This window comes from Agrobacterium leguminum, assembly GCF_015704895.1.
In the GTDB taxonomy this organism is placed as follows: domain Bacteria; phylum Pseudomonadota; class Alphaproteobacteria; order Rhizobiales; family Rhizobiaceae; genus Agrobacterium; species Agrobacterium leguminum.
The window spans coordinates 345,563-368,152 of the sequence record NZ_JADQWB010000004.1 but is presented as its reverse complement, the minus strand read 5'-3'; the positions used below and the strand labels follow the sequence as shown (position 1 = coordinate 368,152).

Annotated in this window: 24 protein-coding genes, 1 tRNA gene and 1 pseudogene; 17 read left to right on the top strand and 9 right to left on the bottom strand. The window is 58.7% G+C overall.

Translation table 11 applies throughout. The features are described from left to right. The 10 genes from I3J13_RS09200 to glpK form a co-directional block, all read left to right on the top strand. A partial coding sequence (locus I3J13_RS09200; RefSeq protein WP_268884130.1) for a formyltransferase family protein occupies positions 1-365 on the top strand: 365 nt, incomplete at its 5' end. Between the two features lie 166 nt (positions 366-531). Beyond that, positions 532-1,305: a DeoR/GlpR family DNA-binding transcription regulator gene (locus tag I3J13_RS09195; RefSeq protein ID WP_020812079.1), complete on the top strand. Its 774-nt coding sequence runs from the start codon at positions 532-534 to the stop codon at positions 1,303-1,305. Between the two features lie 108 nt (positions 1,306-1,413). Then, entirely contained in the window at positions 1,414-2,937 is a 1,524-nt protein-coding gene (glpD, locus tag I3J13_RS09190) for a glycerol-3-phosphate dehydrogenase (protein WP_196378625.1), read from the top strand. A gap of 36 nt (positions 2,938-2,973) precedes the next feature. After that, complete coding sequence (locus tag I3J13_RS09185) at positions 2,974-4,044, top strand: ABC transporter ATP-binding protein (RefSeq protein ID WP_196378624.1); 1,071 nt, start codon at positions 2,974-2,976, stop codon at positions 4,042-4,044. 12 nt (positions 4,045-4,056) lie between these two features. After that, complete coding sequence (locus I3J13_RS09180) at positions 4,057-5,127, top strand: ABC transporter ATP-binding protein (RefSeq protein WP_059758107.1); 1,071 nt, start codon at positions 4,057-4,059, stop codon at positions 5,125-5,127. Positions 5,128-5,129: 2 nt separating this feature from the next. Further along, entirely contained in the window at positions 5,130-5,996 is an 867-nt protein-coding gene (locus I3J13_RS09175; RefSeq protein ID WP_003519739.1) for a carbohydrate ABC transporter permease, read from the top strand. 3 nt (positions 5,997-5,999) lie between these two features. Further along, positions 6,000-6,920: a carbohydrate ABC transporter permease gene (locus I3J13_RS09170; protein WP_035261093.1), complete on the top strand. Its 921-nt coding sequence runs from the start codon at positions 6,000-6,002 to the stop codon at positions 6,918-6,920. Positions 6,921-6,922: 2 nt separating this feature from the next. Further along, complete coding sequence (locus tag I3J13_RS09165; protein WP_003519736.1) at positions 6,923-7,216, top strand: DUF2160 domain-containing protein; 294 nt, start codon at positions 6,923-6,925, stop codon at positions 7,214-7,216. Between the two features lie 75 nt (positions 7,217-7,291). Continuing rightward, positions 7,292-9,013, top strand: a complete 1,722-nt coding sequence (locus tag I3J13_RS09160; protein ID WP_196378623.1) for an ABC transporter substrate-binding protein — start codon at positions 7,292-7,294, stop codon at positions 9,011-9,013. 69 nt (positions 9,014-9,082) lie between these two features. Then, positions 9,083-10,582 carry a glycerol kinase GlpK gene (gene glpK / locus I3J13_RS09155; RefSeq protein WP_196378622.1) on the top strand — a complete coding sequence of 500 codons (1,500 nt, stop codon included), beginning with the start codon at positions 9,083-9,085 and terminating at the stop codon, positions 10,580-10,582. Positions 10,583-10,587: 5 nt separating this feature from the next. Here glpK and I3J13_RS09150 read toward each other — a convergent pair whose 3' ends face one another. After that, positions 10,588-11,448 carry a LysR family transcriptional regulator gene (locus tag I3J13_RS09150; RefSeq protein ID WP_003519733.1) on the bottom strand — a complete coding sequence of 287 codons (861 nt, stop codon included), beginning with the start codon at positions 11,446-11,448 and terminating at the stop codon, positions 10,588-10,590. Between the two features lie 98 nt (positions 11,449-11,546). Here I3J13_RS09150 and I3J13_RS09145 point away from each other — a divergent pair, with 98 nt between their 5' ends. After that, entirely contained in the window at positions 11,547-12,566 is a 1,020-nt protein-coding gene (locus I3J13_RS09145; protein ID WP_196378621.1) for a bile acid:sodium symporter family protein, read from the top strand. Between the two features lie 66 nt (positions 12,567-12,632). Here the strand turns inward: I3J13_RS09145 and hspL are convergent, their stop codons facing one another. Next, on the bottom strand, positions 12,633-13,115 hold the full coding sequence (hspL, locus tag I3J13_RS09140) for a heat shock protein HspL (protein ID WP_065117174.1): 483 nt from the start codon (positions 13,113-13,115) through the stop codon (positions 12,633-12,635). 379 nt (positions 13,116-13,494) lie between these two features. Between hspL and I3J13_RS09135 the strand changes: the two genes are divergently transcribed. Further along, positions 13,495-14,436, top strand: coding sequence for an alpha/beta fold hydrolase (locus I3J13_RS09135; protein ID WP_196378620.1), 942 nt, complete (start codon positions 13,495-13,497; stop codon positions 14,434-14,436). A gap of 21 nt (positions 14,437-14,457) precedes the next feature. Here the strand turns inward: I3J13_RS09135 and hisN are convergent, their stop codons facing one another. Then, positions 14,458-15,234, bottom strand: coding sequence for a histidinol-phosphatase (gene hisN / locus I3J13_RS09130; protein ID WP_196378619.1), 777 nt, complete (start codon positions 15,232-15,234; stop codon positions 14,458-14,460). Positions 15,235-15,552: 318 nt separating this feature from the next. Further along, complete coding sequence (locus I3J13_RS09125) at positions 15,553-16,437, bottom strand: N-formylglutamate amidohydrolase (protein WP_196378618.1); 885 nt, start codon at positions 16,435-16,437, stop codon at positions 15,553-15,555. Between the two features lie 182 nt (positions 16,438-16,619). Between I3J13_RS09125 and cpdR the strand changes: the two genes are divergently transcribed. Then, a complete protein-coding gene (gene cpdR, locus I3J13_RS09120) occupies positions 16,620-16,982 on the top strand; it encodes a cell cycle two-component system response regulator CpdR (RefSeq protein ID WP_003497910.1) in 363 nt (120 codons plus the stop codon). A gap of 81 nt (positions 16,983-17,063) precedes the next feature. After that, positions 17,064-17,138: transfer RNA gene (locus tag I3J13_RS09115), tRNA-Val, on the top strand. Positions 17,139-17,198: 60 nt separating this feature from the next. Here the strand turns inward: I3J13_RS09115 and I3J13_RS09110 are convergent. The 3 genes from I3J13_RS09110 to I3J13_RS09100 form a co-directional block, all read right to left on the bottom strand. Beyond that, on the bottom strand, positions 17,199-18,344 hold the full coding sequence (locus I3J13_RS09110) for a tyrosine-type recombinase/integrase (protein ID WP_196378617.1): 1,146 nt from the start codon (positions 18,342-18,344) through the stop codon (positions 17,199-17,201). A 188-nt stretch (positions 18,345-18,532) separates the two neighbouring features. After that, positions 18,533-19,174: a hypothetical protein gene (locus I3J13_RS09105; RefSeq protein WP_196378616.1), complete on the bottom strand. Its 642-nt coding sequence runs from the start codon at positions 19,172-19,174 to the stop codon at positions 18,533-18,535. Between the two features lie 42 nt (positions 19,175-19,216). Continuing rightward, positions 19,217-19,390 (bottom strand): Arc family DNA-binding protein, encoded by a 174-nt coding sequence (locus I3J13_RS09100; RefSeq protein WP_196378615.1) that lies wholly within the window; start codon positions 19,388-19,390, stop codon positions 19,217-19,219. A 101-nt stretch (positions 19,391-19,491) separates the two neighbouring features. Here I3J13_RS09100 and I3J13_RS09095 point away from each other — a divergent pair, with 101 nt between their 5' ends. The 3 genes from I3J13_RS09095 to I3J13_RS09085 are packed head-to-tail and all read left to right on the top strand — an operon-like array spanning position 19,492 to position 20,458. Continuing rightward, positions 19,492-19,935 carry an Arc family DNA-binding protein gene (locus I3J13_RS09095; protein ID WP_206696140.1) on the top strand — a complete coding sequence of 148 codons (444 nt, stop codon included), beginning with the start codon at positions 19,492-19,494 and terminating at the stop codon, positions 19,933-19,935. Between the two features lie 8 nt (positions 19,936-19,943). After that, positions 19,944-20,237, top strand: a complete 294-nt coding sequence (locus I3J13_RS09090) for a hypothetical protein (protein WP_196378614.1) — start codon at positions 19,944-19,946, stop codon at positions 20,235-20,237. Continuing rightward, positions 20,237-20,458, top strand: coding sequence for a hypothetical protein (locus I3J13_RS09085; RefSeq protein ID WP_196378613.1), 222 nt, complete (start codon positions 20,237-20,239; stop codon positions 20,456-20,458). The genes I3J13_RS09090 and I3J13_RS09085 overlap by 1 nt, the downstream gene beginning before the upstream one ends. 7 nt (positions 20,459-20,465) lie before the next feature. On the opposite strand, the gene I3J13_RS09080 is transcribed toward I3J13_RS09085, so the two are convergent. Both I3J13_RS09080 and I3J13_RS25730 read right to left on the bottom strand, forming a co-directional pair. Beyond that, a complete protein-coding gene (locus I3J13_RS09080) occupies positions 20,466-20,705 on the bottom strand; it encodes a hypothetical protein (RefSeq protein WP_196378612.1) in 240 nt (79 codons plus the stop codon). Between the two features lie 17 nt (positions 20,706-20,722). Further along, positions 20,723-22,561 (bottom strand): annotated as a pseudogene (locus I3J13_RS25730) (phage tail tape measure protein). Between the last annotated feature and the right edge of the window lie 29 nt (positions 22,562-22,590).

The window sequence follows — 22,590 nt, the reverse complement described above, 5'->3', positions numbered from 1 at the left end:
TGTCCGACGATATGTGCCGGAAGATGTCGGGCAAAATCATCAACATCCACCATTCCTTCCTGCCCTCCTTCAAGGGCGCCAACCCCTACAAGCAGGCCTATGAGCGCGGCGTGAAGCTGATCGGCGCCACGGCCCATTACGTCACCGCCGATCTCGACGAGGGCCCGATCATCGAGCAGGACACGGTGCGCATCACCCACGCGCAATCGGCCGACGATTATGTCTCGCTCGGCCGCGATGTGGAAAGCCAGGTGCTGGCCCGTGCCATCCACGCCCATATCCACCACCGCACCTTCATCAACGGCAACCGCACCGTCGTCTTCCCGCCAAGCCCGGGAAGTTATGCTTCCGAGCGGATGGGGTAAACGTTGAACGCAGCGCGCGTGGACAGGGTGCGACGACAAGCGCGCTATCTTTCGCCGGCCGGTTCACACCGGCCGCCGCGTGCCATGGCTGAAAACCGTCCCTTGACATTGGTTTTTCGTTCGCTCTTCAATAAAACGAAAAAATTGAAAGAGGAGGGAGGGTGAAATGCTGCTCACACCGCGTCAGGATGAAATCGTTGCGCTGGCGAAAGCGAACGGGCGGGTGCTGGTCGACGAGCTGGCGGCACGGTTCTCCGTCACTCCCCAGACGATCCGCAAGGATCTGAACGATCTCTGCGATACGCGGGTTCTGACCCGCATCCACGGCGGCGCGCTTTTTCCAAGCGGCAATGAAAACGTCAAATACGAGGCGCGTCGGGCGATAGCCTCTTCCGAAAAGCAGGCGATCGGCGCTGCCGCTGCCGCCCTCATCCCCAACAACTCATCACTCTTCATCAATATCGGCACGACGACCGAAGCCGTGGGTGAAGCGCTGGCGGATCATCACGAGTTGATGGTCATTACCAACAACATCAATGTTGCCAACAGGTTGAGGGTTTTCCCCGGTATCGAGGTGGTGATTGCCGGCGGTGTCGTGCGCGGTTCCGATGGCGGTATCGTCGGCGAGGCGGCGGTGGATTTCATCCGCCAGTTCAAGGTGGATTTCGCTGTCATCGGCGTTTCTGCCATCGATGAAGATGGTGCTTTGCTGGATTTCGACTTTCGTGAGGTCAAGGTCGCGCAGGCAATCATCTCCAATGCGCGCCATGTCATTCTGGTGTCGGATTCGCTCAAATTCGAGCGCACGGCTCCGGTTCGTATCGGCCATCTTTCCCAGGTGCATACTTTCATCACCGATCATTGTCCGGTGGATTCGATCCGGTCCATCTGTGCCGATCATGACGTCCGGTTGATCGAAACCGAGATGGTCGAGTCCTGATCGGGACGGCCCGTGAATTTCGTTTGACATTCGTTTTGTCTTCGAATTAGATGTCCGTGCTTTCAGTATATCGATGAGGAGAGCGTCGATGAAAGCGCGGGAGGATTCATGTCTGACGAGGCAATCCACGATATTTTCGTGATCGGCGGCGGTATCAATGGCTGCGGCATCGCGCGTGACGCCGTCGGCAGGGGCTATTCCGTCGCGCTTGCGGAAATGAACGATTTCGCCTCCGGCACCTCGTCTGCCGCCACCAAGCTTATCCATGGCGGTTTGCGTTATCTCGAACATTACGAGTTTCGTCTGGTGCGCGAAGCGCTGATGGAACGTGAGGTGCTGTGGGCCATGGCGCCGCACATCATCTGGCCCATGCGCTTCGTACTGCCGTTCCAGAAGGGCGGGGTGCGCCCGGCCTGGCTCGTGCGTCTCGGGCTATTTCTCTACGACCATCTCGGCGGCCGCAAGCTTCTGCCCGCGACCCGCTCGCTCGATCTGCGCCGCGATCGCGCCGGGAAACCTTTGAAACCGATTTTTGCCCGCGCCTTCGAATATTCGGATGGCTGGGTGGACGATGCCCGTCTGGTGGTGCTGAATGCCCGCGATGCGGCCAATCGCGGTGCGCTCGTCCTCAACCGCACGCAGGTGGTTTCGGCCCGGCGCGAAGGCGCCTTCTGGCGGGTCGAAACGAAAAATGCGGCCGGAGAGGCCAAGACCTATCGGGCGCGCATGCTGGTGAATGCCGCGGGTCCCTGGGTGGACAAGGTGCTGTCCTCGGCATTCGGTAAAAACAATGTCCATAATGTCCGCCTGGTGCAGGGCAGCCACATTATCGTGCGCAAGAAATTTTCCGATCCGCGTGCCTATTTTTTCCAGAATCCGGACGGGCGGATCATCTTCGCCATTCCCTATGAACAGGACTTTACGCTGATCGGCACGACGGATCGCGACTATACCGCCGACCCCCGGGCTGTTAAGATCAGCGACGAGGAGATCAGCTATCTTTGCAATGCGGCCAGCGAATATTTCGCTGAACCGGTAGAGCCGGCGGATATCGTCTGGACCTATTCCGGCGTGCGCCCGCTGTTCGATGACGGGGCATCGAAAGCGCAGGAAGCGACCCGCGATTATGTGCTGAAAACCGAAGGGGCGGAAGGCGAAGCGCCGCTTCTCAATATTTTCGGCGGCAAGCTCACCACCTATCGGCGGCTTGCCGAACATGCTCTTGAAAAAATCGGCGATGCGCTGGGTGAAAAGGGTGCGCCATGGACGGCGGGCTCACATTTGCCGGGTGGAAATTTCGGCGCCGAGGCCTACACCGCGGAAGTTTCGGCGCTGCGGTCGCGTTACCCCTTTCTTGAAGAGCGTCATGCGGAGCGGCTTGTGCGCTGCTACGGAACGGATGCGGCAGTCCTGATCGGCAATGCCACAGAGGCGGCGGCGCTCGGGCGGTATTTCGGCGGTACGCTCTACGAGGCTGAGGTTCGCTGGCTGATGGCGCGGGAATGGGCGCTGACGGCCGAGGATATTCTGTGGCGCCGCACCAAGCAGGGGCTCTTTTTTACCCCGGAAGAGGTGCGTGGGCTGGAGGATTATGTCGAAGACATTGCAGGTGGGCGCTTAAGGGCAATCTGACGATCCGGATAAAAGCGGAGGAGGCTTTGGATCACCATGCTTGAATTGCGAAACGTCTCGAAGATGGTTGGCGGTGAATATCATATTCACCCGACCGATCTGACGTTGCAGCGCGGAAGCCTGAACGTCCTGCTTGGACCGACACTTTCGGGCAAGACGACGCTGATGCGGCTGATGGCGGGGCTGGACAAGCCGAGCGCCGGCTCGATCTTTTTCAATGGCGAAGATGTGACGGGATGGCCGGTGCAGAAGCGCAACGTCGCCATGGTCTATCAGCAGTTCATCAACTATCCGGCGCTCAGCGTTTACGAAAACATCGCCTCGCCCATGCGCGTTGCCGGCAAGGACCAGGCAACCATCGACAGGGAAGTGAGGAAAGCCGCCGAGCTTCTGAAGCTGACGCCTTATCTCGACCGCACGCCGCTCAATCTTTCCGGCGGTCAGCAGCAGCGAACGGCACTTGCCCGCGCCATCGTCAAGAACGCCAATCTGGTGCTGCTCGATGAGCCGCTGGCCAATCTCGATTACAAGCTGCGCGAAGAGTTGCGCGAGGAACTGCCGCGCATTTTCGCCGAATCCGGCGCCATCTTCGTTTATGCCACCACCGAACCTTCCGAGGCTCTGCTTTTGGGCGGCAATACCGCAACGCTCAACGAGGGCAGGGTAACGCAGTTCAGCCGCACCATCGAGGTTTACCGGCGTCCGGTGGATATCGTCACCGCGGAAATTTTTGCAGATCCGCCGCTCAACACCATCGAGGTCGTCAAGGCGGGCGCTGCATTTACCCGTGCCGACCAGGCGGTGATTGCGGTGCCGGCGCATCTTGCCGCCGTGCCGGATGGACCTTTGACCATCGCTTTCCAGCCGCATCATCTTTTCCCGCAGGCGAAGGGCGAGGCCCGCCAGTCGATCCGGGCGCGGACGCTGATTTCGGAAATCGCCGGATCGGAAAGCTTCGTGCATGTGGAGTTTTCGGGTCGGCGCTGGGTCATGCTCGCGCATGGCATTCACGATATCGAGCCGGACAGGGACATAGAGCTGTTTCTCGATACAAAACACCTGATGGCCTTTGACGCGAATGGCCGCGCCATCGGCGAAGCGGCTTGAGGGAGATCGGTCATGGCACGCATCACGCTCGATCACATCCGACACGCCTATAACGCAAAGGCGCAGGCTGCCGGCGACTATGCGCTGAAGGAAGTCCATCACGAATGGGAGGACGGCGGCGCCTATGCGCTGCTCGGCCCTTCCGGTTGCGGCAAGACCACGCTGCTCAATATCATTTCCGGGCTGCTGCGCCCCTCCGAAGGCCGCATCGCCTTTGATGGAACGGACGTGACGGATTTCGCCACGGAAGACCGCAATATTGCGCAGGTATTCCAGTTCCCGGTCGTCTACGACACGATGACGGTCTACGACAATCTGGCCTTTCCGTTGCGCAACCGGCATGTGCCGGAAGCCGAGGTCGACCGCCGGGTGCGGGAAATCCTCGAAATGACCGATCTTTCCGGCATGGCCAAACGCCATGCGCGTGGTTTGACGGCGGATCAGAAACAGAAGATTTCGCTGGCGCGCGGGCTGGTGCGGTCCGATGTCAACGCCATCCTCTTCGACGAGCCGCTGACGGTGATCGACCCGCATATGAAATGGGTGCTGCGCTCGCAGCTGAAACGGCTGCACCGGCAGTCCGGTTTCACCATGGTTTATGTCACCCATGACCAGACCGAAGCGCTGACCTTCGCCGACAAGGTTGTGGTCATGTATGACGGTCAGATCGTCCAGATCGGCACGCCGGCTGAGCTTTTCGAACGGCCGGGACATACCTTCGTCGGTTATTTCATCGGCTCGCCGGGCATGAATGTGCTGCCCGCCAGTATCGACGGCGCGACCGCAATGGTCGGCGGGCTTGGTGTGCCGCTGGCCGGTGCGCCAAAGGTTGACGGAGCGCAACGCATCGAGATCGGCATCCGCCCGGAATTCGTCCGGCTGGAACGGGGCGGCATGCCCATCACTGTCGACAAGGTCGAGGATATCGGCCGGCAGAAGATCGTGCGCGCCCGGTTCGCCGGCCAGAAACTCGCGATCGTCGTTGCCGAAGACGAGGAAATCCCGGCGGAAGCGGGTGTTCGCTTCGATCCGGCCGCCATCGGCGTCTTCGCCGACTCGTGGCGTGTAAAGATGGGGGCCTGACCATGGAAAAGAGCTGGAACAACAAGGCATGGTTCATGGTGCTGCCGGTGCTGGTGCTGGTCGCCTTTTCCGCCGTCATTCCGCTGATGACCGTCGTGAATTATTCGGTGCAGGATACGTTCGGCAATAACCAGTTCTTCTGGGCGGGAACGCAATGGTTTGAGGAAATTCTGGCCTCGGACCGTTTCTGGGATGCGCTGGGGCGCAACCTGTTGTTCTCCGGCATCATTCTGGCGATTGAAATTCCGCTCGGCATCTTCATCGCGCTCAAGATGCCGAAATCCGGCATCGGCGTGCCGATCTGCCTCGTCACCATGGCGCTACCGCTGCTGGTGCCGTGGAATGTCGTCGGCACCATCTGGCAGGTTTTCGGTCGCAGCGATATCGGCCTGCTCGGTTATTACGCCAATCAGCTCGGGCTCGATTACAACTATGTCAACGATCCGGTCGATGCGTGGATCACCGTCGTCATCATGGATGTCTGGCACTGGACGAGCCTTGTCGTGCTTTTGTGCTATGCCAGCCTCGTCTCCATTCCGGATGCCTATTATCAGGCAGCCAGGATCGATGGCGCGTCGCGTTTTGCGGTGTTCCGTTACATCCAGCTGCCGAAGATGAAGCGGGTGCTGCTGATTGCTTTCCTGCTGCGTTTCATGGACAGTTTCATGATCTATACCGAGCCTTTCGTCGTCACCGGCGGCGGCCCGGGCAATTCCACCACCTTCCTGTCCATCGATCTCGTGAAGATGGCGCTCGGCCAGTTCGACCTCGGGCCGGCGGCGGCCATGTCGCTGATCTATTTCCTCATCATCCTGCTGCTGTCCTGGGTGTTCTACACCGTCATGACCAGCCACGACGCGGAGACTTGAGACATGAGCGCCTCGAATGTCACCACAAGCGTGGAGCGCAACGGCATCGGCAGTTCGCCGGTGAGAGCCACTGCGACGGGACGATCCGGCCTTGCCGTCAATGCGCGGCGTCGCCACCATGGGCCGTCGCGTTTTTCCTGGTTGGTGCCGACGATCTATATCCTGCTGCTGCTCGTTCCGATCTATTGGCTCGTCAATATGAGCTTCAAGACGAACACGGAAATCGTGTCTTCCATGACGCTTTATCCGCATCAGCCGACGTTGCAGAACTATCGGACGATCTTCACGGATTCATCCTGGTATTCGGGCTATATCAATTCGATCATCTATGTCGTCATGAACATGGTGATCTCGGTCGCGGTGGCGCTGCCGGCGGCTTACGCCTTCTCGCGCTATCGTTTTCTGGGCGACAAGCATCTGTTCTTCTGGCTTTTGACCAACCGCATGGCCCCGCCGGCCGTCTTCGCGCTGCCCTTCTTCCAGCTTTATTCGGCTTTCGGGCTGATCGACACGCATATCGCCGTGGCGCTGGCGCATTGCCTGTTTAACGTGCCGCTGGCGGTGTGGATTCTTGAAGGCTTCATGTCCGGCGTGCCGAAGGAAATCGACGAGACCGCCTATATTGACGGCTATTCCTTCCCGAAATTCTTCGTGAAGATTTTCATGCCGCTCATCGCTTCCGGCATCGGTGTCGCCTGCTTCTTCAGCTTCATGTTCTCGTGGGTCGAGCTTCTGATCGCCCGCACGCTGACGACGACGGACGCCAAGCCGATTGCTGCGACCATGACGCGCACCGTCTCTGCCGCCGGCATGGACTGGGGCCTGCTTGCCGCCGCCGGCGTGCTGACACTGATCCCCGGCGCGCTGGTGATCTGGTTCGTGCGCAATTACATCGCCAAGGGCTTTGCGCTCGGGAGGGTTTGACCATGACGAAGATGCCCGATTTTACCTGGATGGCGTGGACTTGGCAGACGGCGGCCTTTTTCGGCGCGATTGCGCTGCTGCTCGTCGGCATGTGGTTCTGGGAATATCTCTCGCCCGGCGGCAATCCCCGCTTCGGCCTCTTGCGCTTCGAGACCACGCGCGGCGACAGGCTGTTCATCTCGCTGCTCGGCAGCGCCTTCATTCATCTCGCATGGCTCGGGCTGGTCGGCCCGAACCTGTGGTGGGCTCTCGCTCTATCCTTGGTTTACGCCATCGGCGTTTTCCGTTTTGTCTAGAGCAGGAAAACGGTGCGGCGGAGGAAAACCGCACCCGCAGACTTCATGCAATCGCAAACCCCTGGGAGGACTGATATGCGACGGCATCTGATGACGACGACGGCGGCCATGCTGCTGGCAATGACGGGTTCCGCTTTCGCCGGAATGGAGGAAGCAAAGCAGTTTCTGGACAAGGAAATCGGCGATCTTTCGTCGCTTTCGCGTGGCGATCAGGAAAAGGAGCTGCAATGGTTTGTCGATGCCGCGAAACCCTTCGCGGGCATGGAAATCAAGGTCGTTTCCGAATCTCTGACGACCCATGAATATGAATCCAAGGTTCTGGCTCCGGCCTTCACCGCCATTACCGGCATCAAGGTCACGCACGACCTGATCCAGGAAGGTGACGTTGTCGAAAAAATCCAGACCCAGATGCAGACCGGCCAGAACCTTTATGACGGCTGGGTCAACGACAGCGACCTCATCGGCACGCATTGGCGATACCAACAGGTGCGCAACCTGACCGACTTCATGGCCAATGAAGGCAAGGATGTCACCAATCCCGGCCTCGACCTCAAGGACTTCATCGGCAGCGCCTTTACGACGGCGCCGGACAAGAAGCTCTACCAGCTTCCCGACCAGCAATTCGCGAACCTCTACTGGTTCCGTTACGACTGGTTCAACAACGAAAAGAACAAGGCCGATTTCAAGGCCAAATATGGTTATGACCTCGGCGTGCCGGTCAATTGGTCGGCCTATGAGGATATTGCCGAATTCTTCACCGGCCGCGATGTCGGCGGTAAAAAAGTCTTCGGCCATATGGACTACGGCAAGAAGGACCCGTCGCTCGGCTGGCGCTTCACCGATGCCTGGCTTTCCATGGCCGGCAACGGCGACAAGGGCCTGCCGAACGGCCTGCCGGTCGATGAATGGGGCATCAAGGTCAATGACAAGTCGCAGCCGGTCGGCTCCTGCGTGGCGCGCGGCGGCGACACCAACGGTCCGGCTTCGGTCTATTCCATCGAGAAATATCTCGAATGGCTGAAGAAATATGCGCCGCCGGAAGCGCAGGGCATGACCTTCTCCGAATCCGGTCCGGTGCCGGCGCAGGGCAATATCGCCCAGCAGATCTTCTGGTACACGGCGTTTACCGCCGATATGGCCAAGCCCGGCCTGCCTGTCGTGAACGAGGACGGTTCGCCGAAATGGCGCGTCGCACCTTCGCCGCACGGCGTCTACTGGAAGGACGGCATGAAGCTCGGTTATCAGGATGTGGGTTCGTGGACGCTGATGAAATCCACCCCCGACGACCGCGCCAAGGCCGCCTGGCTCTACGCGCAGTTCGTGACCTCCAAGACCGTGGATGTGAAGAAGAGCCATGTGGGCCTGACCTTCATTCGCGACACCACCATCCACCACAAGAGCTTCACGGATCGGGCGTCCAAACTCGGCGGTCTCATCGAGTTCTATCGTTCGCCGGCCCGCGTGCAGTGGTCGCCGACCGGCACCAACGTTCCGGATTATCCGAAGCTGGCGCAGCTTTGGTGGCAGGCGATCGGCGATGCTTCGTCGGGTGCGAAAACCGCGCAGGCCGCGATGGACTCTCTCTGCGCCGAGCAGGAAAAGGTCATGAGCCGTCTGGAACGCGCCGGCGTGCAGGGCGATATCGGCCCGAAACTGGCGGAAGAGCACGATATCGAATACTGGAACAAGGATGCCGTTTCGAAGGGCAATCTGGCGCCGCAGCTGAAGATCGCCAACGAAAAGGAAAAGCCGGTCACCGTCAATTACGACGAACTGGTCAAAAGCTGGCAGAAGTAATGTCTGCGTAAAATCTGAAACCGGGGCGGCTTGCCGCCCCGGTCATTGCGTCTGAAAGGGAGTTGCATGATGGGCGGTTATATTCTGGCGATCGATCAGGGAACGACATCGACACGGTCGATGGTCTTTGATCGCGACATGCGGGTCATCGGTGTCGGACAGCGAGAATTTCCGCAACATTTCCCGGCCTCCGGCTGGGTCGAACACGATGCAGAGGATATCTGGAAAAGCGTGCTCGAAACCATCCGGCTGGCGCTTGCCGATGCCGGCATCGCCGCCTCCGATATCGAGGCGATCGGCATTACCAACCAGCGCGAAACAACGGTGCTGTGGGACCGGAACACGGGCGAGGCCGTGCATCGGGCCGTGGTCTGGCAGGATCGCCGCGCCGCTCCCGTCTGCGAGGATTTAAAAAAAAGGGGGCTGGAGCCGCTTTTTTCGAAAAAGACCGGTCTGCTGCTCGATCCCTATTTTTCCGGCACGAAGCTGAAATGGCTTCTCGATAGTGTCAGCGGCCTTCGCGAAAAAGCTGTGAAGGGCGAGATCTGCTTTGGCACGGTCGATAGTTTCCTGATCTACCGTCTCACCGGCGGCCGTCGCCATGTGACCGACGCCACCAATGCCTCGCGAACGCTGATCTACAATATCGAGGAAAATACATGGGACGATGAACTCCTGTCGATCCTCGACATTCCCCGCGCCATGCTGCCGGAGGTGCTGGATTGCGCCGCCGATTTCGGCGTGACCGACAAATCGCTGCTGGGCGCGGAAATTCCGATCCTTGGCGTCGCCGGCGACCAGCAGGCAGCGGTGATCGGCAATGCCTGCTTCGAGCCGGGCATGATGAAATCCACCTACGGCACGGGCTGCTTTGCGCTGCTCAATACCGGCACGGATCGCGTCGCCTCCACCAACCGGCTGCTGACGACCATCGCTTACCGTCTCGACGGCGTCACCACCTATGCGCTGGAAGGCTCCATTTTCATTGCCGGTGCCGCCGTGCAATGGCTGCGCGATGAGCTCGGTTTCATCTCGGTCGCTTCCGAGGTCAGCGCGCTTGCGGAAAAGGCTGACGCCAATCAGCGTGTCTATCTGGTTCCGGCCTTCACCGGCCTTGGCGCGCCCTATTGGGACGCGGAGGCGCGTGGTGCGATTTTCGGGCTGACGCGTAGCACCGGTCCGGCGGAATTCGCCCGCGCGGCGCTGGAAAGCGTCGCCTATCAGACCTTCGACCTGCTGGACGCGATGCGCAAGGACTGGGCGGGTGACAATGGCAAGACGGTGCTCCGGGTCGATGGCGGTATGGTCGCTTCCGATTGGACCATGCAGCGGCTGGCGGATATTCTCGCGGCGCCGGTCGACCGGCCGGTCTTCCTGGAAACGACCATTCTCGGGGCAGCCTGGCTTGCCGCCTCGCGCGCCGGCATCTGGCCGGATCGCAAGGCCTTTGCTGAACATTGGCGGCGTGACCGCCGTTTCAGCCCCGCAATGGAAGAAGCCGAACGGAAAGACGCCATTGTGGGCTGGCGCGACAGCGTCGGCCGCTGCCTGTCGCGACGGGAGAATTGAACAGGCTATACGAAACTGCCGGGTGCGATGCTCTTGCTGGAAACGAGATCGGAAAGGGCGCGCACCAGCTTCGCATCCGCACCCTTGCTCGGTTGAAGCACGAATTCCACGTCCTCCAGCGGCGGTAGCACGCCTGCGGCAATCTCCTTCAGGCCTGCCGGCGCCATGCTGCGCGGCTGCACCAGAATTCCCATGCCCGCCCTTGCTGCGGCGGTCAGCCCGCTGAGACTGCCGCAGGTGCAGACGATCCGCCAGGCGAGACCGGCCCGGTCGAGCGCCTCCTGCGCCGCCTTCCGGGTAATGCTCGGCGGCGGAAAGGCAATCAACGGCAGGGCATCCGGCTGGTTCAGCATCCGCTCCGGGTCGCGCGCCAGCCATACGAGCGGTTCGCGGTAGAGAAAGTGGCCGAGCTTGTCGCCGAGCCGGCGTTTGGCGAGCACGACATCCAGTTCGCCATTATCCTGCATCTGGTAAAGCACGCCGCTCAGTGAAACCGTCAGTTCCAGATCTACGAGGGGGTAAAGGCGGATGAACTCTTCCAGAATGGCGGTCAGCCGGCTGGCGACGAAATCTTCCGAAACGCCAAGCCTCAACCGCCCGCGCAGACGGTTCTCGCTGAACAGCGACGACACCTTGCTGTCGATTTCAAGCATATTGCGGGCATAACCCAGCAGCGCCTCACCTTCACCCGTCAGTTTTACCTGATGGGTGCTGCGGGCGATCAGCCGGCGGCCAAGTGCGGCTTCAAGCCTTTGAATATGCTGGCTGACAGTGGACTGGCCAATCCCCAGCCGTTCGGCCGCCAGCGTGAAGCTGCCGGTCTGCTGAAGCATCACGAAGCTCGCAAGATGTTGAAGGTTCAGCATTATCCTGAATCACGATAACTGTTAATCTTTGCATCGGAATTCATGATGAGCGATAGTAGCGCGCGTTTCAAGCAAAACCGACGCCGGAAAGATCTCCCATGACCCGCTTCCTACCTGATCGCTTCACCATGATGCTGGTGGCCACCGTCATTTTGGCCTCCATGTTGCCGATCAGCGGTGAGCCGGCGGAGTATTTCGGGCTGGCGACAAAACTCGCGATAGCGTTGCTGTTCTTCCTCCACGGCGCGCGGCTTTCCCGGGATGTGGTGATTGCCGGTATCCTGCACTGGCGCCTGCATCTGGCGATCCTTCTCGTCACCTTCGGCCTGTTCCCGCTGCTTGGCGTGGCAATCGGCTTCATTCCCGAGAATATTCTGCCTGCGCCGCTTTATATGGGCGTGTTGTTCCTCTGCGTCCTGCCATCCACCGTGCAGTCCTCCATTGCCTTCACCTCCATGGCGGGCGGAAACGTGCCGGCTGCGATCTGTTCGGCCTCCGCTTCGAATATTTTCGGCATGTTCCTGACCCCGCTGCTGGTCGGCCTGCTGTTTACGGTGGGGGGGCATGGCGGTGGATTTTCGCTGGATGCGTTCCTGCAAATCTTCCTGCAGCTGCTTCTGCCCTTCATCGTCGGTCAGGTGCTGCAGCCGTGGATCGGCGACTGGATCAGGGCGCGCAAGAAATTGCTGGCTCCGGTTGATCGCGGTTCCATCCTGATGGTCGTTTATCTGGCTTTTTCCGATGCGGTTATCGAAGGCATCTGGCACACATTTTCGCTCAGGGATATCGGCGTGGTCATCGTCATCAATATCCTGCTGCTGGCGCTTGTCCTGTGCGTGACGATGTTCGGCAGCCGTTTGCTGGGTTTCGACAAGGCCGATGAAATCACCATCACCTTCTGCGGCTCGAAAAAGAGCCTCGCCAGTGGCGTGCCCATGGCAGGCGCCATCTTCGCCGGCCAGAGCATCGGCGCAATCGTCCTTCCGATCATGCTTTTCCACCAGATTCAGTTGATGGTCTGCGCGGTTCTGGCCCAGCGTTACGCGCGCAAGGCCCATGAAAAAGCGGCGATGCCGGAACCGGCAGGCGCGGAAGGCGCGGCCGCTTCCAGCCGCTGACGCGAGGGTTCTCCGCAAATAAAACGGCCCCATGAAGGGGCCGTTCGTTTTGCATGTAAGGAAAGCTTAATTGACCTGAGCCGGGGAAATCTGGGCTTCGATGGTCTTCGGCGCATCGGCGCTGTCGGACGAGATCGCAATGCGGCGCGGTTTCATGGCTTCCGGAATATTGCGGACGAGATCGATGTGGAGCAGGCCGTTCTTCAGGGAAGCGGTCTGGACCTCGACATGGTCGGCAAGCTGGAAGCGGCGTTCGAAAGCGCGCGTGGCGATACCGCGATAGAGAAACTCGCCTTCCGTGGATTTTTCATCCGCGGATTTCTCGGCTTTCACGGTCAGCGCATTGGCGCGGGATTCGATGCTGAGTTCAGTTTCGTCGAAACCGGCAACGGCCATGGTGATGCGATAAGTGTTCTCGCCGGTCCGCTCGATATTGTAGGGCGGATAGGACTGGGCCTGCTCGGGCTGGCCGAGGCCATCAAGCATCGAGAAAAGACGGTCGAAGCCGACGGTGGAACGATAGAGGGGGGAAAAATCAACGTGACGCATGGTGTCCTCCTTAAGAAGCGACTGTTTGCGGTTAAGCCCGGCGTCCCGTTCTGGCGACGGCCGGACATGTGGCGCGGTCCCGTTCTGGCGACCGCATGAATGAGATGGGAATGGCCTGCGGCTGCGTCAAGGGGGCGTGAAAAGGCGAAAGCAACATGAACCATGGCTGAACGTCAGGTTCCGGCATCGTTCAGTTTGAGAGCCATAAAACATCGGTCATCGGAGACATTCTCCGTGGACAGAAGCAATAACGTCCCTTCTTCTTCTGTCTTATTCGCCGGAACCGCGACTGCTTTAACCGACGGTTCCGGCAATTTTTTCTTTGACCTTCCCGCGCCGCCGACCTATCCCGAAAAGGCAGAAAAGCCGGAAAAGACCGATGATCGAAGCCACATTGCGCGAGAGCGAAGACAACCCGGTTCCCGGCAACCATACCGTCGGATATTTTACCGGCGATCGCGGCAAACAGCTTCGCTATGCGATCTTTCGCGCCAGCCGCCAGGTGGCTCGCGGAACCGTGGTTCTGCTGCATGGCAGGAACGAATGTATCGAGAAATATTTCGAAACGGTCCGCGATCTCACCGCCATGGGTTTCTGGGTTGCGACCTTCGATACGCGCGGGCAGGGCGGTTCCGAAAGATTGCTGAAAAAACCGGGTGCCGGGCATGTGCGGCGGTTCTCCGACTACCAGCGTGATATCAGCCTTTTTCTCGAACAGGTGGTGTTGCCGGATACGCGGCTGCCATTCTTCATGATCGCGCATTCCACCGGCGCGCTTGCAGCGCTTGCCGCCGCGCCCGGCCTGTCGAACCGGATCGACCGTCTGGCGCTTTGTTCGCCCTTCATCGAGCTGGACAGCCAACAATCCGTCCCCTCATCCGTCATTCGGGCGGTGGCGACGGTTCTAAGTCTCGTTGGTCTTGGACGGGTTCAGCTCGGCAAGGATCAGCGGGAGCGGGATTTCGACGGTAATCCGCTCACCTCGGACGCCAGACGTTTTAAAAGAAATCTTTCGCTGCACAGGCAATTTCCGGAACTTTTCATCGGTGCGCCGACGGCGCGCTGGGTCTATGAGGCGCTGAAGACCATGGGACGGGTGGTCCGTCAGGACCATCTGACGAATATCACCATTCCGACCCTTATTCTGGCGCCGATGCTGGATACCATCACGCCCTATAAGGCGCAGGAAGAACTCTCACGCAATTTCCGGGCAGCGCAGCTTCTTCCGATCACCGGTGCGCGCCACGAATTGCTGCATGAGCGCGACGTTTTCCGCAAACAGGCGCTGGCGGCCATCGACGCCTTTTTCGCGCCGGAGTGATGGTCGCTTAAGCGGGCTGCCTCAGAGTTTTGAGAGAATGGCGAGCGCCTGTTCGTGCACCGCCTTTGAGCCGGCTGCGAGAATGCGGCCGCCATTTTCCGGACGCCCGCCATCCCAGGTCGTCATGATGCCGCCGGCCTGCTCGATGACAGGGATCAACGCGCCGACATCATAGGGCTTCAGGCCGGATTCGATCACCAGATCGACGTGGCCGGCCGCAAGCAGGCAATAGGCGTAACAATCCACGCCGTAGCGGAAAAGGCGAACCTGATCCTGCACTTTTTCGTACAGGGTCTTTTCCTCCGCGGTGAAGATGTGGGGGCTCGTGGTGAACAGCACGGCGTCCGATAGCGAAGCACAGTCGCGCGTGCGGATTTTCCGCTCGCCATCCGGTCCGAAATACCACGCCGCCTCGCCATCGGCGAAATAACGCTCTTTGGTGAAGGGCTGGTCCATGATGCCCATGGTGGCGCGGCCGGCCGACTGGAAGCCGATCAGCGTGCCCCAGACCGGCACGCCGGAAATGAAGGCGCGGGTGCCATCGATCGGGTCGATCACCCAGATATGCTCGCGGTCGAGACCGATATTGCCGTGTTCTTCGCCCAGAATGCCATGCTGCGGAAAACGGGCCTCGATCAGGGCGCGAATGGCTGTTTCCGCTGCCTGATCGCCTTCCGTCACCGGATCGTAGCCGCCATCCTGCTTGTTGGCGACGGCAATGCCCGTGCGGAAGCGGGGAAGCGTTTCAGCGCTGGCGGCATCGGCAAGTTTGAAGAAGAAATCCCGGTCGGGCAGCATGCGAACCTCATTGCCTGAATATTGGGTCTGAATTCTATGGGGCAATGCATAGACCGGAATCGCATCCGCCGTCCACTCATACGAATGAAGGCGCCGGTGTTTCCATATTTTCAGCATAAGCCTAAAAAATATGCATAAAATAAAATGATTGACAATTGTGCAATTACTGCGTAGCGTGATCCTACAGTCTTTGACTGTAAATACCCTCCTTGGGTGTTTCCTCCCTAGACTTGACCGCGCCAAGGCGCGGTTTTTTTTGTCCGGCGGGCTGCCAGACGATTCGGGATAAAAGATTGAAATAGCGGATGATTCGAGCTGCTATTCGGCAGCGAGCGACGTTTCTATCGCGTATTCGGAAACGAAGGCGCCAAGCTGGCGCATGAAGATTTCAAGCGACGCCTGAATGGCGTGAAAGTCGGCTTTTTTCAAAAGCGTCTTTTCGTCCACGTAAAGCGCCCGGTTGACCTCGATCTGCAGCGCATGGAGAGAGCGGATGGGTCGGCCATAATGTTCGGTGATGAAGCCGCCGGCATAGGGTTTGTTGCAGACCGCGACGAAACCCAGTTCCTCAAGAAAATGCAGCGCGGCGCGGGAGACTTCCTGGGATGCGCTGGTGCCGTAGCGATCGCCGATGATTACATCCGGCCTGAGATTCGAGCCGGCAACGCGGATATTGCCCGGCATGGAATGGCAATCGATCAGCACCGCCATTCCGAAATTGGCGTGGGTGCGAGACAGCAGGCGGCGCAGGCAGGCATGATAGGGCTTGTAGATCGTCTCGATCCGCGAAAGCGCCTCGTCGACCGGCAGGCGGTGGGCATAGATATCCATATTCTCGGCGACAATGCGCGGCACCGTTCCCAGACCGCCGGCGACCCGCATGGAGCCGATATTGGCATAAGGCGGAAGCGTGCCTTCGAACATGCGGGGATCGAGTTCGTAGGGCTCGCGATTGACGTCCAGATAGGCGCGCGGGAAATTCGCTTTGAGAAGCGGCGCGCCGATCTCCGGTGCTGCCGCAAACAACTCGTCGACGAAGTGATCTTCGGAGCGGCGGATCTCGTGCGAATCGAGCCTTGCCGATTCCAGGAAGGAAATCGGGTAGCAGCGGCCGCTATGGGGGGAATTATAGACGAATGGCAGGGTTTGAACGGCAGGTTCCGTTACTTCGAACAGCTCATATTCACCCGTTATCCAGTCCATTCAGGGTCATTTACCATGTCGCAAAACTATCAGGATGTTCATGTTGCCAGTTACGGCGCGGCAAGTCCATACTATCGCCCAATCAGCGCTATACCGATTCACGCGTTCACAGGATATTTACCGTGAAAATCCTATAATCGGGCTAGGGTATTCCAAACATTGAGTAGTTACGGTCACTTATGATGAATCAGAAAATTCTTCTCGCTGAAGACGACAACGATATGCGCCGCTTCCTCGTGAAGGCGCTGGAAAAAGCCGGTTACAAGGTTTCTTCCTTCGACAATGGCGCCAGCGCCTATGACCGGCTTCGCGAAGAGCCCTTTTCGCTTCTGCTGACCGATATTGTCATGCCCGAAATGGACGGCATCGAGCTTGCGCGGCGCGCGACCGAACTCGACCCGGACCTGAAAGTCATGTTCATTACCGGCTTTGCAGCCGTTGCGCTGAATGCCGATTCGAAGGCTCCGAAGGATGCCAAGGTGCTTTCCAAGCCGTTCCATCTGCGCGATCTGGTGGATGAGGTCAACAAACTCCTTGTGGCGTAAGGCCTCTCAAAAAACCTTCACAAAACCGAAAAAAAGCAGTTGACGCATGAACCGGTTTTGTGGTCTATCCGCCGCCACGGAGGGCGTGTAGCTCAGCGGGAGAGCACTACGTTGACATCGTAGGGGTCACAGGTTCAATCCCTGTCACGCCCACCATCCGATTACCTGATTTATCAGGCGTTTGCGAGGTTGACGACATAACCCGCATTTCCTTTCCTATCGTTTGCCCAAACTGTGCCCACGAAATCGCCTCTTGGCGTTCGGCATGGCGTCGGGGTGATGATGTCCATACACGTCACGGATTGTTTTCTCTGACGTGCCGGTGAAGCCCGCGACTTCCCAGATTGGAATGCCGCGTTGCATCGCCCAGGTGATGTATGTGTGCTTGAGGACGTGGGGCGTAACATCGTCATCGAGACCGGCCAGAACACGCGCCCGCTCGAAGCCCTTGCGCTCTTTCTGGATCAATCGCCCGTGATACTCGACAGCGCCGTTCACTGTGATACGCCGCCACCGCTCAAGGTGAGGTGCGAGGTTTTCCGCGATGGGAACAGCGGGGCGGCGCTTGTTGGTTTCCTTCTGGCCTTGGCCGCGCCGATACATGACGCCGCCGGCGAGATCGAACCAGCCGCCCTTTGTGTTCGCCTTCCAGCGCATGGCAAGAATGGCTTCATGTCTGGTGGCCGTGTAGAGGCCGATCAGGATGAAGCGGGCGACGTGATAGGAAGGGCGGAACATTCGCCCCCATTTGACCGGGCGGCGGGTTTTCACGTCGCAGGCGGTGGCAGTGAAGCCGAGAGCGCCGCCGATCAATGCGGCGGCCTCTGACCGCGTCAGCCAGCGCGTTCGCGCCTCGGCCTTCTCAGGAAACGTCAGGTCGATATCGACCGAAAGCTTTTTCTCTTTCCGGCAGAAGCGCAGCGCTGCCTGAAGCGTTTCCAGCTCCCGCCGCGCCGTCGCGGGCTGCACCTTGCGCCGGCCGATCCTGCCAGCCTCGCGGCCCGCCACATACTGGCGGCAGGATGAGGCATCCAGCCAGTCGCACATATGCTCCCCGAAGAATTCGAGGAGCGGTGTCATGTGATAGCCTACAAGTTCGGGATGGGCGTGGTTTACGGCCTTCTCAGTTCCGTAATATGCCAGCACGTCAGCGATGGAGACTTCGTGTGGATCGCCGGTGCGCCATTCCGGTTTGTGTTTGGCGGCTAGGTAGTCTGCAAGGGCTTTTTCAGCCCCTCCGCGATCGAGTTCGCCGACGCCAGTGCTGATTTCAGGCTGTCCGCTGTCGAGGATGACCCAGATTGACGGCCTGCCCTTACGGCGGCGCAGGTAGAGGCGTGGCCCCTTGGATTTTCGCGGCATCTTGCCCTCATGTCTGCAATGTCGTTCAGCGTGACGTAGATTTTCCCGGCGATGATTTCGCGGGCGAGGTTGCCGCGCCGGATTTCCCGGCGCAGGCTGTTTTCGGTTATCGATCCGTCAGGGAAAGCCCATTTGGCGGCTTCAGCCAGGCGCAGCGGAACGTCAGGGGCGGGGCAGGCTCGCAACATTCACGCGCCGCCCGCCTCTGCGAACGAGCGCAGCAAATCGAATGTGAAATCTTCGGCCATGCCGTTCAGGTATTGATCGCTCTGGAACAGATCGGCCTTGCGGCGAACCTCATCCATGGTGGCGCAGGGGTGTATGGAAAGCGCCAGCAGCGCCCGCTGTTCGCACAGCGCCTCCGGGGTGTCGCATGCGAGGTCGCTACCGTCGCCTTTGTCTGTGGCCTTCCACGCGTCGAATGCGGCGCGCCAAGCGTCTATCGCGGCGTCGAGGCCGGAAGGTTCGGGCGCAGCTGACAACATGCCAGCCTTTCTCATCTGGTTACGCAGATCGAAAAGCGCCGATGAAAGGTCGCTCGCAAGTTTCTCAAGGGCACGGCTGCGCTCAAAAGTATCGTCAACTTGATACGTCACATATCGCCGCTCATCAGCAGAGATCAGATGATATCCGGCAAACCGATCATCTTTGAGAAACCTCAAAGCGTCGCTGTCGCGAAACATCGCCTCGATTGAGTTTTGCAGGATCTCCGTCGAGGTGACGATTTTGGACGCGTCGTCACTGAGGAAATCACTCTCTAAGGCGATTTCATAGAAGCGTTCGGAAGCACTTGCGCCGCCGGCAATTTTCTGATTAATCTTCATACGCATTGAATGACCTTTCCTAAGGTTAGAAAAAGCCCACGCTGGTTCTCAGGCCGGAGCGTGGGCTTTTTGCATTTCCGATTGCGCATATGCGCGGCTTAATTGGAAAACGATCTCAGCATTCATCGACCGGTTATTGCGGTCAGCTTCACACCGGATTTGATCACGCATGCCATCAGGCAGGCGTAAGGGAAATTTGTCGCTCTCGCGGCCAGTCTTCATTTCGTCGACTCCATTTAAATCACCGTGATGTAAATTACGGTGATTTTATTGACTGTCAACAAAATAAATTACAGTGATATACTCAAAATGGGGATTTCGACGTGGCAGAGCAAAAAGTAGGGCGTGGATCTGATCAGTTTCCGTTGCGATTACCGGACGGGATGCGCGAACTGTTAAAACGGAGAGCCGAAGAAAACGGTCGATCAATGAACAGCGAAATCGTCGCGTTGATTGAGCTGGCTATGTTAACTCAGGCGGACGTCAAGAACGTGCATGTTTTAATCAGTGAGCAAGAGCAGGAAATCAAGGACGCTAACAGACGGTCAGATGAATGGCGCTCTATTGCTCAGTCTCATGTCAAAACAAAGAACAGCTTTACGAGCATTTTCAAATCGTTTTGTAAGCAAGTGATTTCAGAAGAGAAAAACGTGCCCCCCCACATTTCGGAGCTGGCGCGAGAATTAATTACTATCGCGGATACAAACATGGACCAGGCTCGCGAACCTGTAGGCCGTCAAAATTATAAACGTGGAGACGCTGAGTAGGGAAAACGATGGTTGAAGTTGGCGACGATGATCTTGTAACCCTTAATGAGGCTTGCGAATTATTCTTCGGCGGCCGGCTGAGCAAATCAGCTTTGAGATTAGAAGCATCACGCGGCAATCTCGAAATCATCCGGATAGCGAACAAGGACTTTGTCACTCGGAACGGCATTAAACGGATGATCGACAGATGCCGTCTTCCAGTAAAGGATGACACCGGAACCAAGTCTGAGAGTGACCGAGGTCTTACAGCTCAGAGCGCCGCGAGATTGCGGCTGGCCAAAATGAAAGAGGATCTCAGCTAATGGCGCGCGCATCCTTCTTAGAGGCCGATATCGCTCGCATCATTCGAGCTGCACGAAAACAGAATGCTATCGTACAGATGGACCTAAAAACCCTTGTCGTGACGATTTTCCCGGCAGAAACTCATAGTTTGGCGAGACCAGGTGATCCAAGTGGGCTTGCTCCGGATGGAAAGGATAATTTTGATGAGGCGGGCATCGATTACTCCCGCCCATCCCTGTGATCTGTGCTCAAGTGGTCAATTTGTCCACTTGCGGCAACCGCAGCACATTTGAAAGCCCGTCACCAGGTCGTCGCCGCACCAGCAAATCGCCTGCCTTCTCCGCCTTCATGACCGCAGTGCGCGCCGTTGATTTGCCGACGCCAGCCAGCTGCGCCACTTCGATGTGAGAAAGCTCGCATCGCCGGTTCTCGCGGATGTGGGCGCGGATGACATCGAGGGCGCGGGTTTCACCTTTTGTGTAGTTCATAGCCTCACTCCTATCCGCTACCAGCCGCCGCCACTCGGCTTACTGATGTCCGGCGGGAAGGTTCGGCCCGTGTCGGCGTTGACCATTCCTTTTCCGCCCTGCGCGCCGATGACAGTCGCATTCACCTTGATGTTCTGAAGCCTGTTCGCAACGTCGCTCAGTTGCCGGATCGCGCCGAGAAGGCCACTCACAAGACCGTCGCCGGCTTCCTTGATCGCGCCGCCAGCTTCCCGGCCGCCGTCACCCAGATTGGCCGCTGCGCCGGAAATGCTTTCCTCGATCATCCGATTGCTGTCAGCGAGGGCGCGGGAAACCTTGTCGCTCAACAGCATACCGGAAACATCGCCAACCGAGTTCATGGCGGCGCGGCCTCCATTATAGACGTCATAGTTCTCACGCATGACGCGGAAGCGCTCCGGGGCCATGCTTGGGCGCGGCTTCGGGATCGGCGGCAGGCCGGTGCCACCACCGGGAAACTCAGGCACATTGTTGACGCCTGCGCGACCCTTCCCATAGAGCGCATATTGGTCTTTCGCGCCCACAACGCGCTCGCGATAGGTTTTATCCTCGCGGCGCTGGATGTTGTATTCATGTACATCGGCAAGCTTGCCTTCGCCCACGAGCTTCAGCGCTTCCTTGTATGCCTTCTGGTAGGAGCCGAAGGACGCGCCGGGATTGTCGCGGCGATAATCGGCAAGGAATTTCTGGCCGTTCTGCTCGACCTCTTCCATACTCTGGCCTTTGACAGCAGCCCGGCGCTTGTCGAGATCCGATATCGCCTCATTGACCTGTTTCATGGCTTCCGTCAGCCAGGGCAACACGAATGTTTCTCCAGATGCAGTTGCGATCCCGCGCAGATTGTTCTGCAGGATGGTGAGCTGCGAATTGAAAAGCTCCAGCTTCTTCGTCTGAACCGCCACAATCGAATTGGAAGGGTTCGAAACGTGCTGTTGCGCCATCGCGAGATTGCGGCGCAACTCATCAGAACCTGCTACCAGGCGCATGATCTCGTCGTTGAAGCCTTCACCCAGCAGGCCGCCGAGGAGACTGGCGCGGCGCTGGTTCGAAAGCTTTTCGACCTGCTGAAGGAAGAATATCAGCTTGTTATTGCCGGACAGCTTCTCGAATTTCCCGAGATCGCCGACGATGGTCGTCAGCGCCGTTCGGGCTTTCGGCTAAAGGTTTTCCGGTGCCAGCAGTTTGCCGGTAAGGCTGTCCATCGCCCGCGCGCCAACCTCTGCGGGCATCTTCAGGTTCAGCAGCGCCGCTCCATATGCGGCAATTTCTTCCGGCGTCATGCCGAAGTTTTTCAGGCTGGCGCCGGCGCGGTCGATGAAATCTGCGATGCCCGTTTCGTCGGCAATGCCGCTATCGGCAAGGTCGTTGATCAGCGAGGCGAAGGCCTGAAGGTCTTTGCGCTGCATTCCCATGCCGGCGACAAACCCGGCGAAGGTGTTGCCGACATTTTCCGCTGTCGTGTCCCATGCATCCGCCACACCTGCGGAGAGTTTCGAGAATTCGCGCAATTCGTCGAGTGGAACGCCTGCCGCTGCGCCGCGTTCGAAGGCGCTGGCGATCTCCGACATGCTGACAGGCATTTCCTTCGATAGGCCTAAGATTTCTTCGCGGAGCTTGGCCATCTGTTCCGTGGTTGCGCCGCTCTTTTTCTGGATGTTGAACAGCGATTCCTCGAAGTTTGCGGCGGCCTTCGTCGCGTAGACTGTTGCGGCTGCCAGCGCGGATGGTCCTTTCGAACCCTGCCGCCGTCTTGTTGAAGCGGGACATTTGCCGCTCGATCTGCCCCATACGGGTGGCGACGGACCGGAAGGCAGGACTTGTCTTGTCCTTGCCTTCAATTTCAAGCTCTGCCCGGACTTTCCGATTT

Excerpts from the sequence above, each read along its gene's own strand:
- I3J13_RS09195 (WP_020812079.1), top strand. The coding sequence starts at position 532 with ATGCTGCTCACACCGCGTCAGGATGAAATCGTTGCGCTGGCGAAAGCG.
- glpD (WP_196378625.1), top strand. The coding sequence starts at position 1,414 with ATGTCTGACGAGGCAATCCACGATATTTTCGTGATCGGCGGCGGTATC.
- I3J13_RS09185 (WP_196378624.1), top strand. The coding sequence starts at position 2,974 with ATGCTTGAATTGCGAAACGTCTCGAAGATGGTTGGCGGTGAATATCAT.
- I3J13_RS09180 (WP_059758107.1), top strand. The coding sequence starts at position 4,057 with ATGGCACGCATCACGCTCGATCACATCCGACACGCCTATAACGCAAAG.
- I3J13_RS09175 (WP_003519739.1), top strand. The coding sequence starts at position 5,130 with ATGGAAAAGAGCTGGAACAACAAGGCATGGTTCATGGTGCTGCCGGTG.
- I3J13_RS09170 (WP_035261093.1), top strand. The coding sequence starts at position 6,000 with ATGAGCGCCTCGAATGTCACCACAAGCGTGGAGCGCAACGGCATCGGC.
- I3J13_RS09165 (WP_003519736.1), top strand. The coding sequence starts at position 6,923 with ATGACGAAGATGCCCGATTTTACCTGGATGGCGTGGACTTGGCAGACG.
- I3J13_RS09160 (WP_196378623.1), top strand. The coding sequence starts at position 7,292 with ATGCGACGGCATCTGATGACGACGACGGCGGCCATGCTGCTGGCAATG.
- glpK (WP_196378622.1), top strand. The coding sequence starts at position 9,083 with ATGGGCGGTTATATTCTGGCGATCGATCAGGGAACGACATCGACACGG.
- I3J13_RS09150 (WP_003519733.1), bottom strand. The coding sequence starts at position 11,448 with ATGCTGAACCTTCAACATCTTGCGAGCTTCGTGATGCTTCAGCAGACC.
- I3J13_RS09145 (WP_196378621.1), top strand. The coding sequence starts at position 11,547 with ATGACCCGCTTCCTACCTGATCGCTTCACCATGATGCTGGTGGCCACC.
- hspL (WP_065117174.1), bottom strand. The coding sequence starts at position 13,115 with ATGCGTCACGTTGATTTTTCCCCCCTCTATCGTTCCACCGTCGGCTTC.
- I3J13_RS09135 (WP_196378620.1), top strand. The coding sequence starts at position 13,495 with ATGATCGAAGCCACATTGCGCGAGAGCGAAGACAACCCGGTTCCCGGC.
- hisN (WP_196378619.1), bottom strand. The coding sequence starts at position 15,234 with ATGCTGCCCGACCGGGATTTCTTCTTCAAACTTGCCGATGCCGCCAGC.
- I3J13_RS09125 (WP_196378618.1), bottom strand. The coding sequence starts at position 16,437 with ATGGACTGGATAACGGGTGAATATGAGCTGTTCGAAGTAACGGAACCT.
- cpdR (WP_003497910.1), top strand. The coding sequence starts at position 16,620 with ATGAATCAGAAAATTCTTCTCGCTGAAGACGACAACGATATGCGCCGC.
- I3J13_RS09110 (WP_196378617.1), bottom strand. The coding sequence starts at position 18,344 with ATGCCGCGAAAATCCAAGGGGCCACGCCTCTACCTGCGCCGCCGTAAG.
- I3J13_RS09105 (WP_196378616.1), bottom strand. The coding sequence starts at position 19,174 with ATGCGTATGAAGATTAATCAGAAAATTGCCGGCGGCGCAAGTGCTTCC.
- I3J13_RS09100 (WP_196378615.1), bottom strand. The coding sequence starts at position 19,390 with ATGAAGACTGGCCGCGAGAGCGACAAATTTCCCTTACGCCTGCCTGAT.
- I3J13_RS09090 (WP_196378614.1), top strand. The coding sequence starts at position 19,944 with ATGGTTGAAGTTGGCGACGATGATCTTGTAACCCTTAATGAGGCTTGC.
- I3J13_RS09085 (WP_196378613.1), top strand. The coding sequence starts at position 20,237 with ATGGCGCGCGCATCCTTCTTAGAGGCCGATATCGCTCGCATCATTCGA.
- I3J13_RS09080 (WP_196378612.1), bottom strand. The coding sequence starts at position 20,705 with ATGAACTACACAAAAGGTGAAACCCGCGCCCTCGATGTCATCCGCGCC.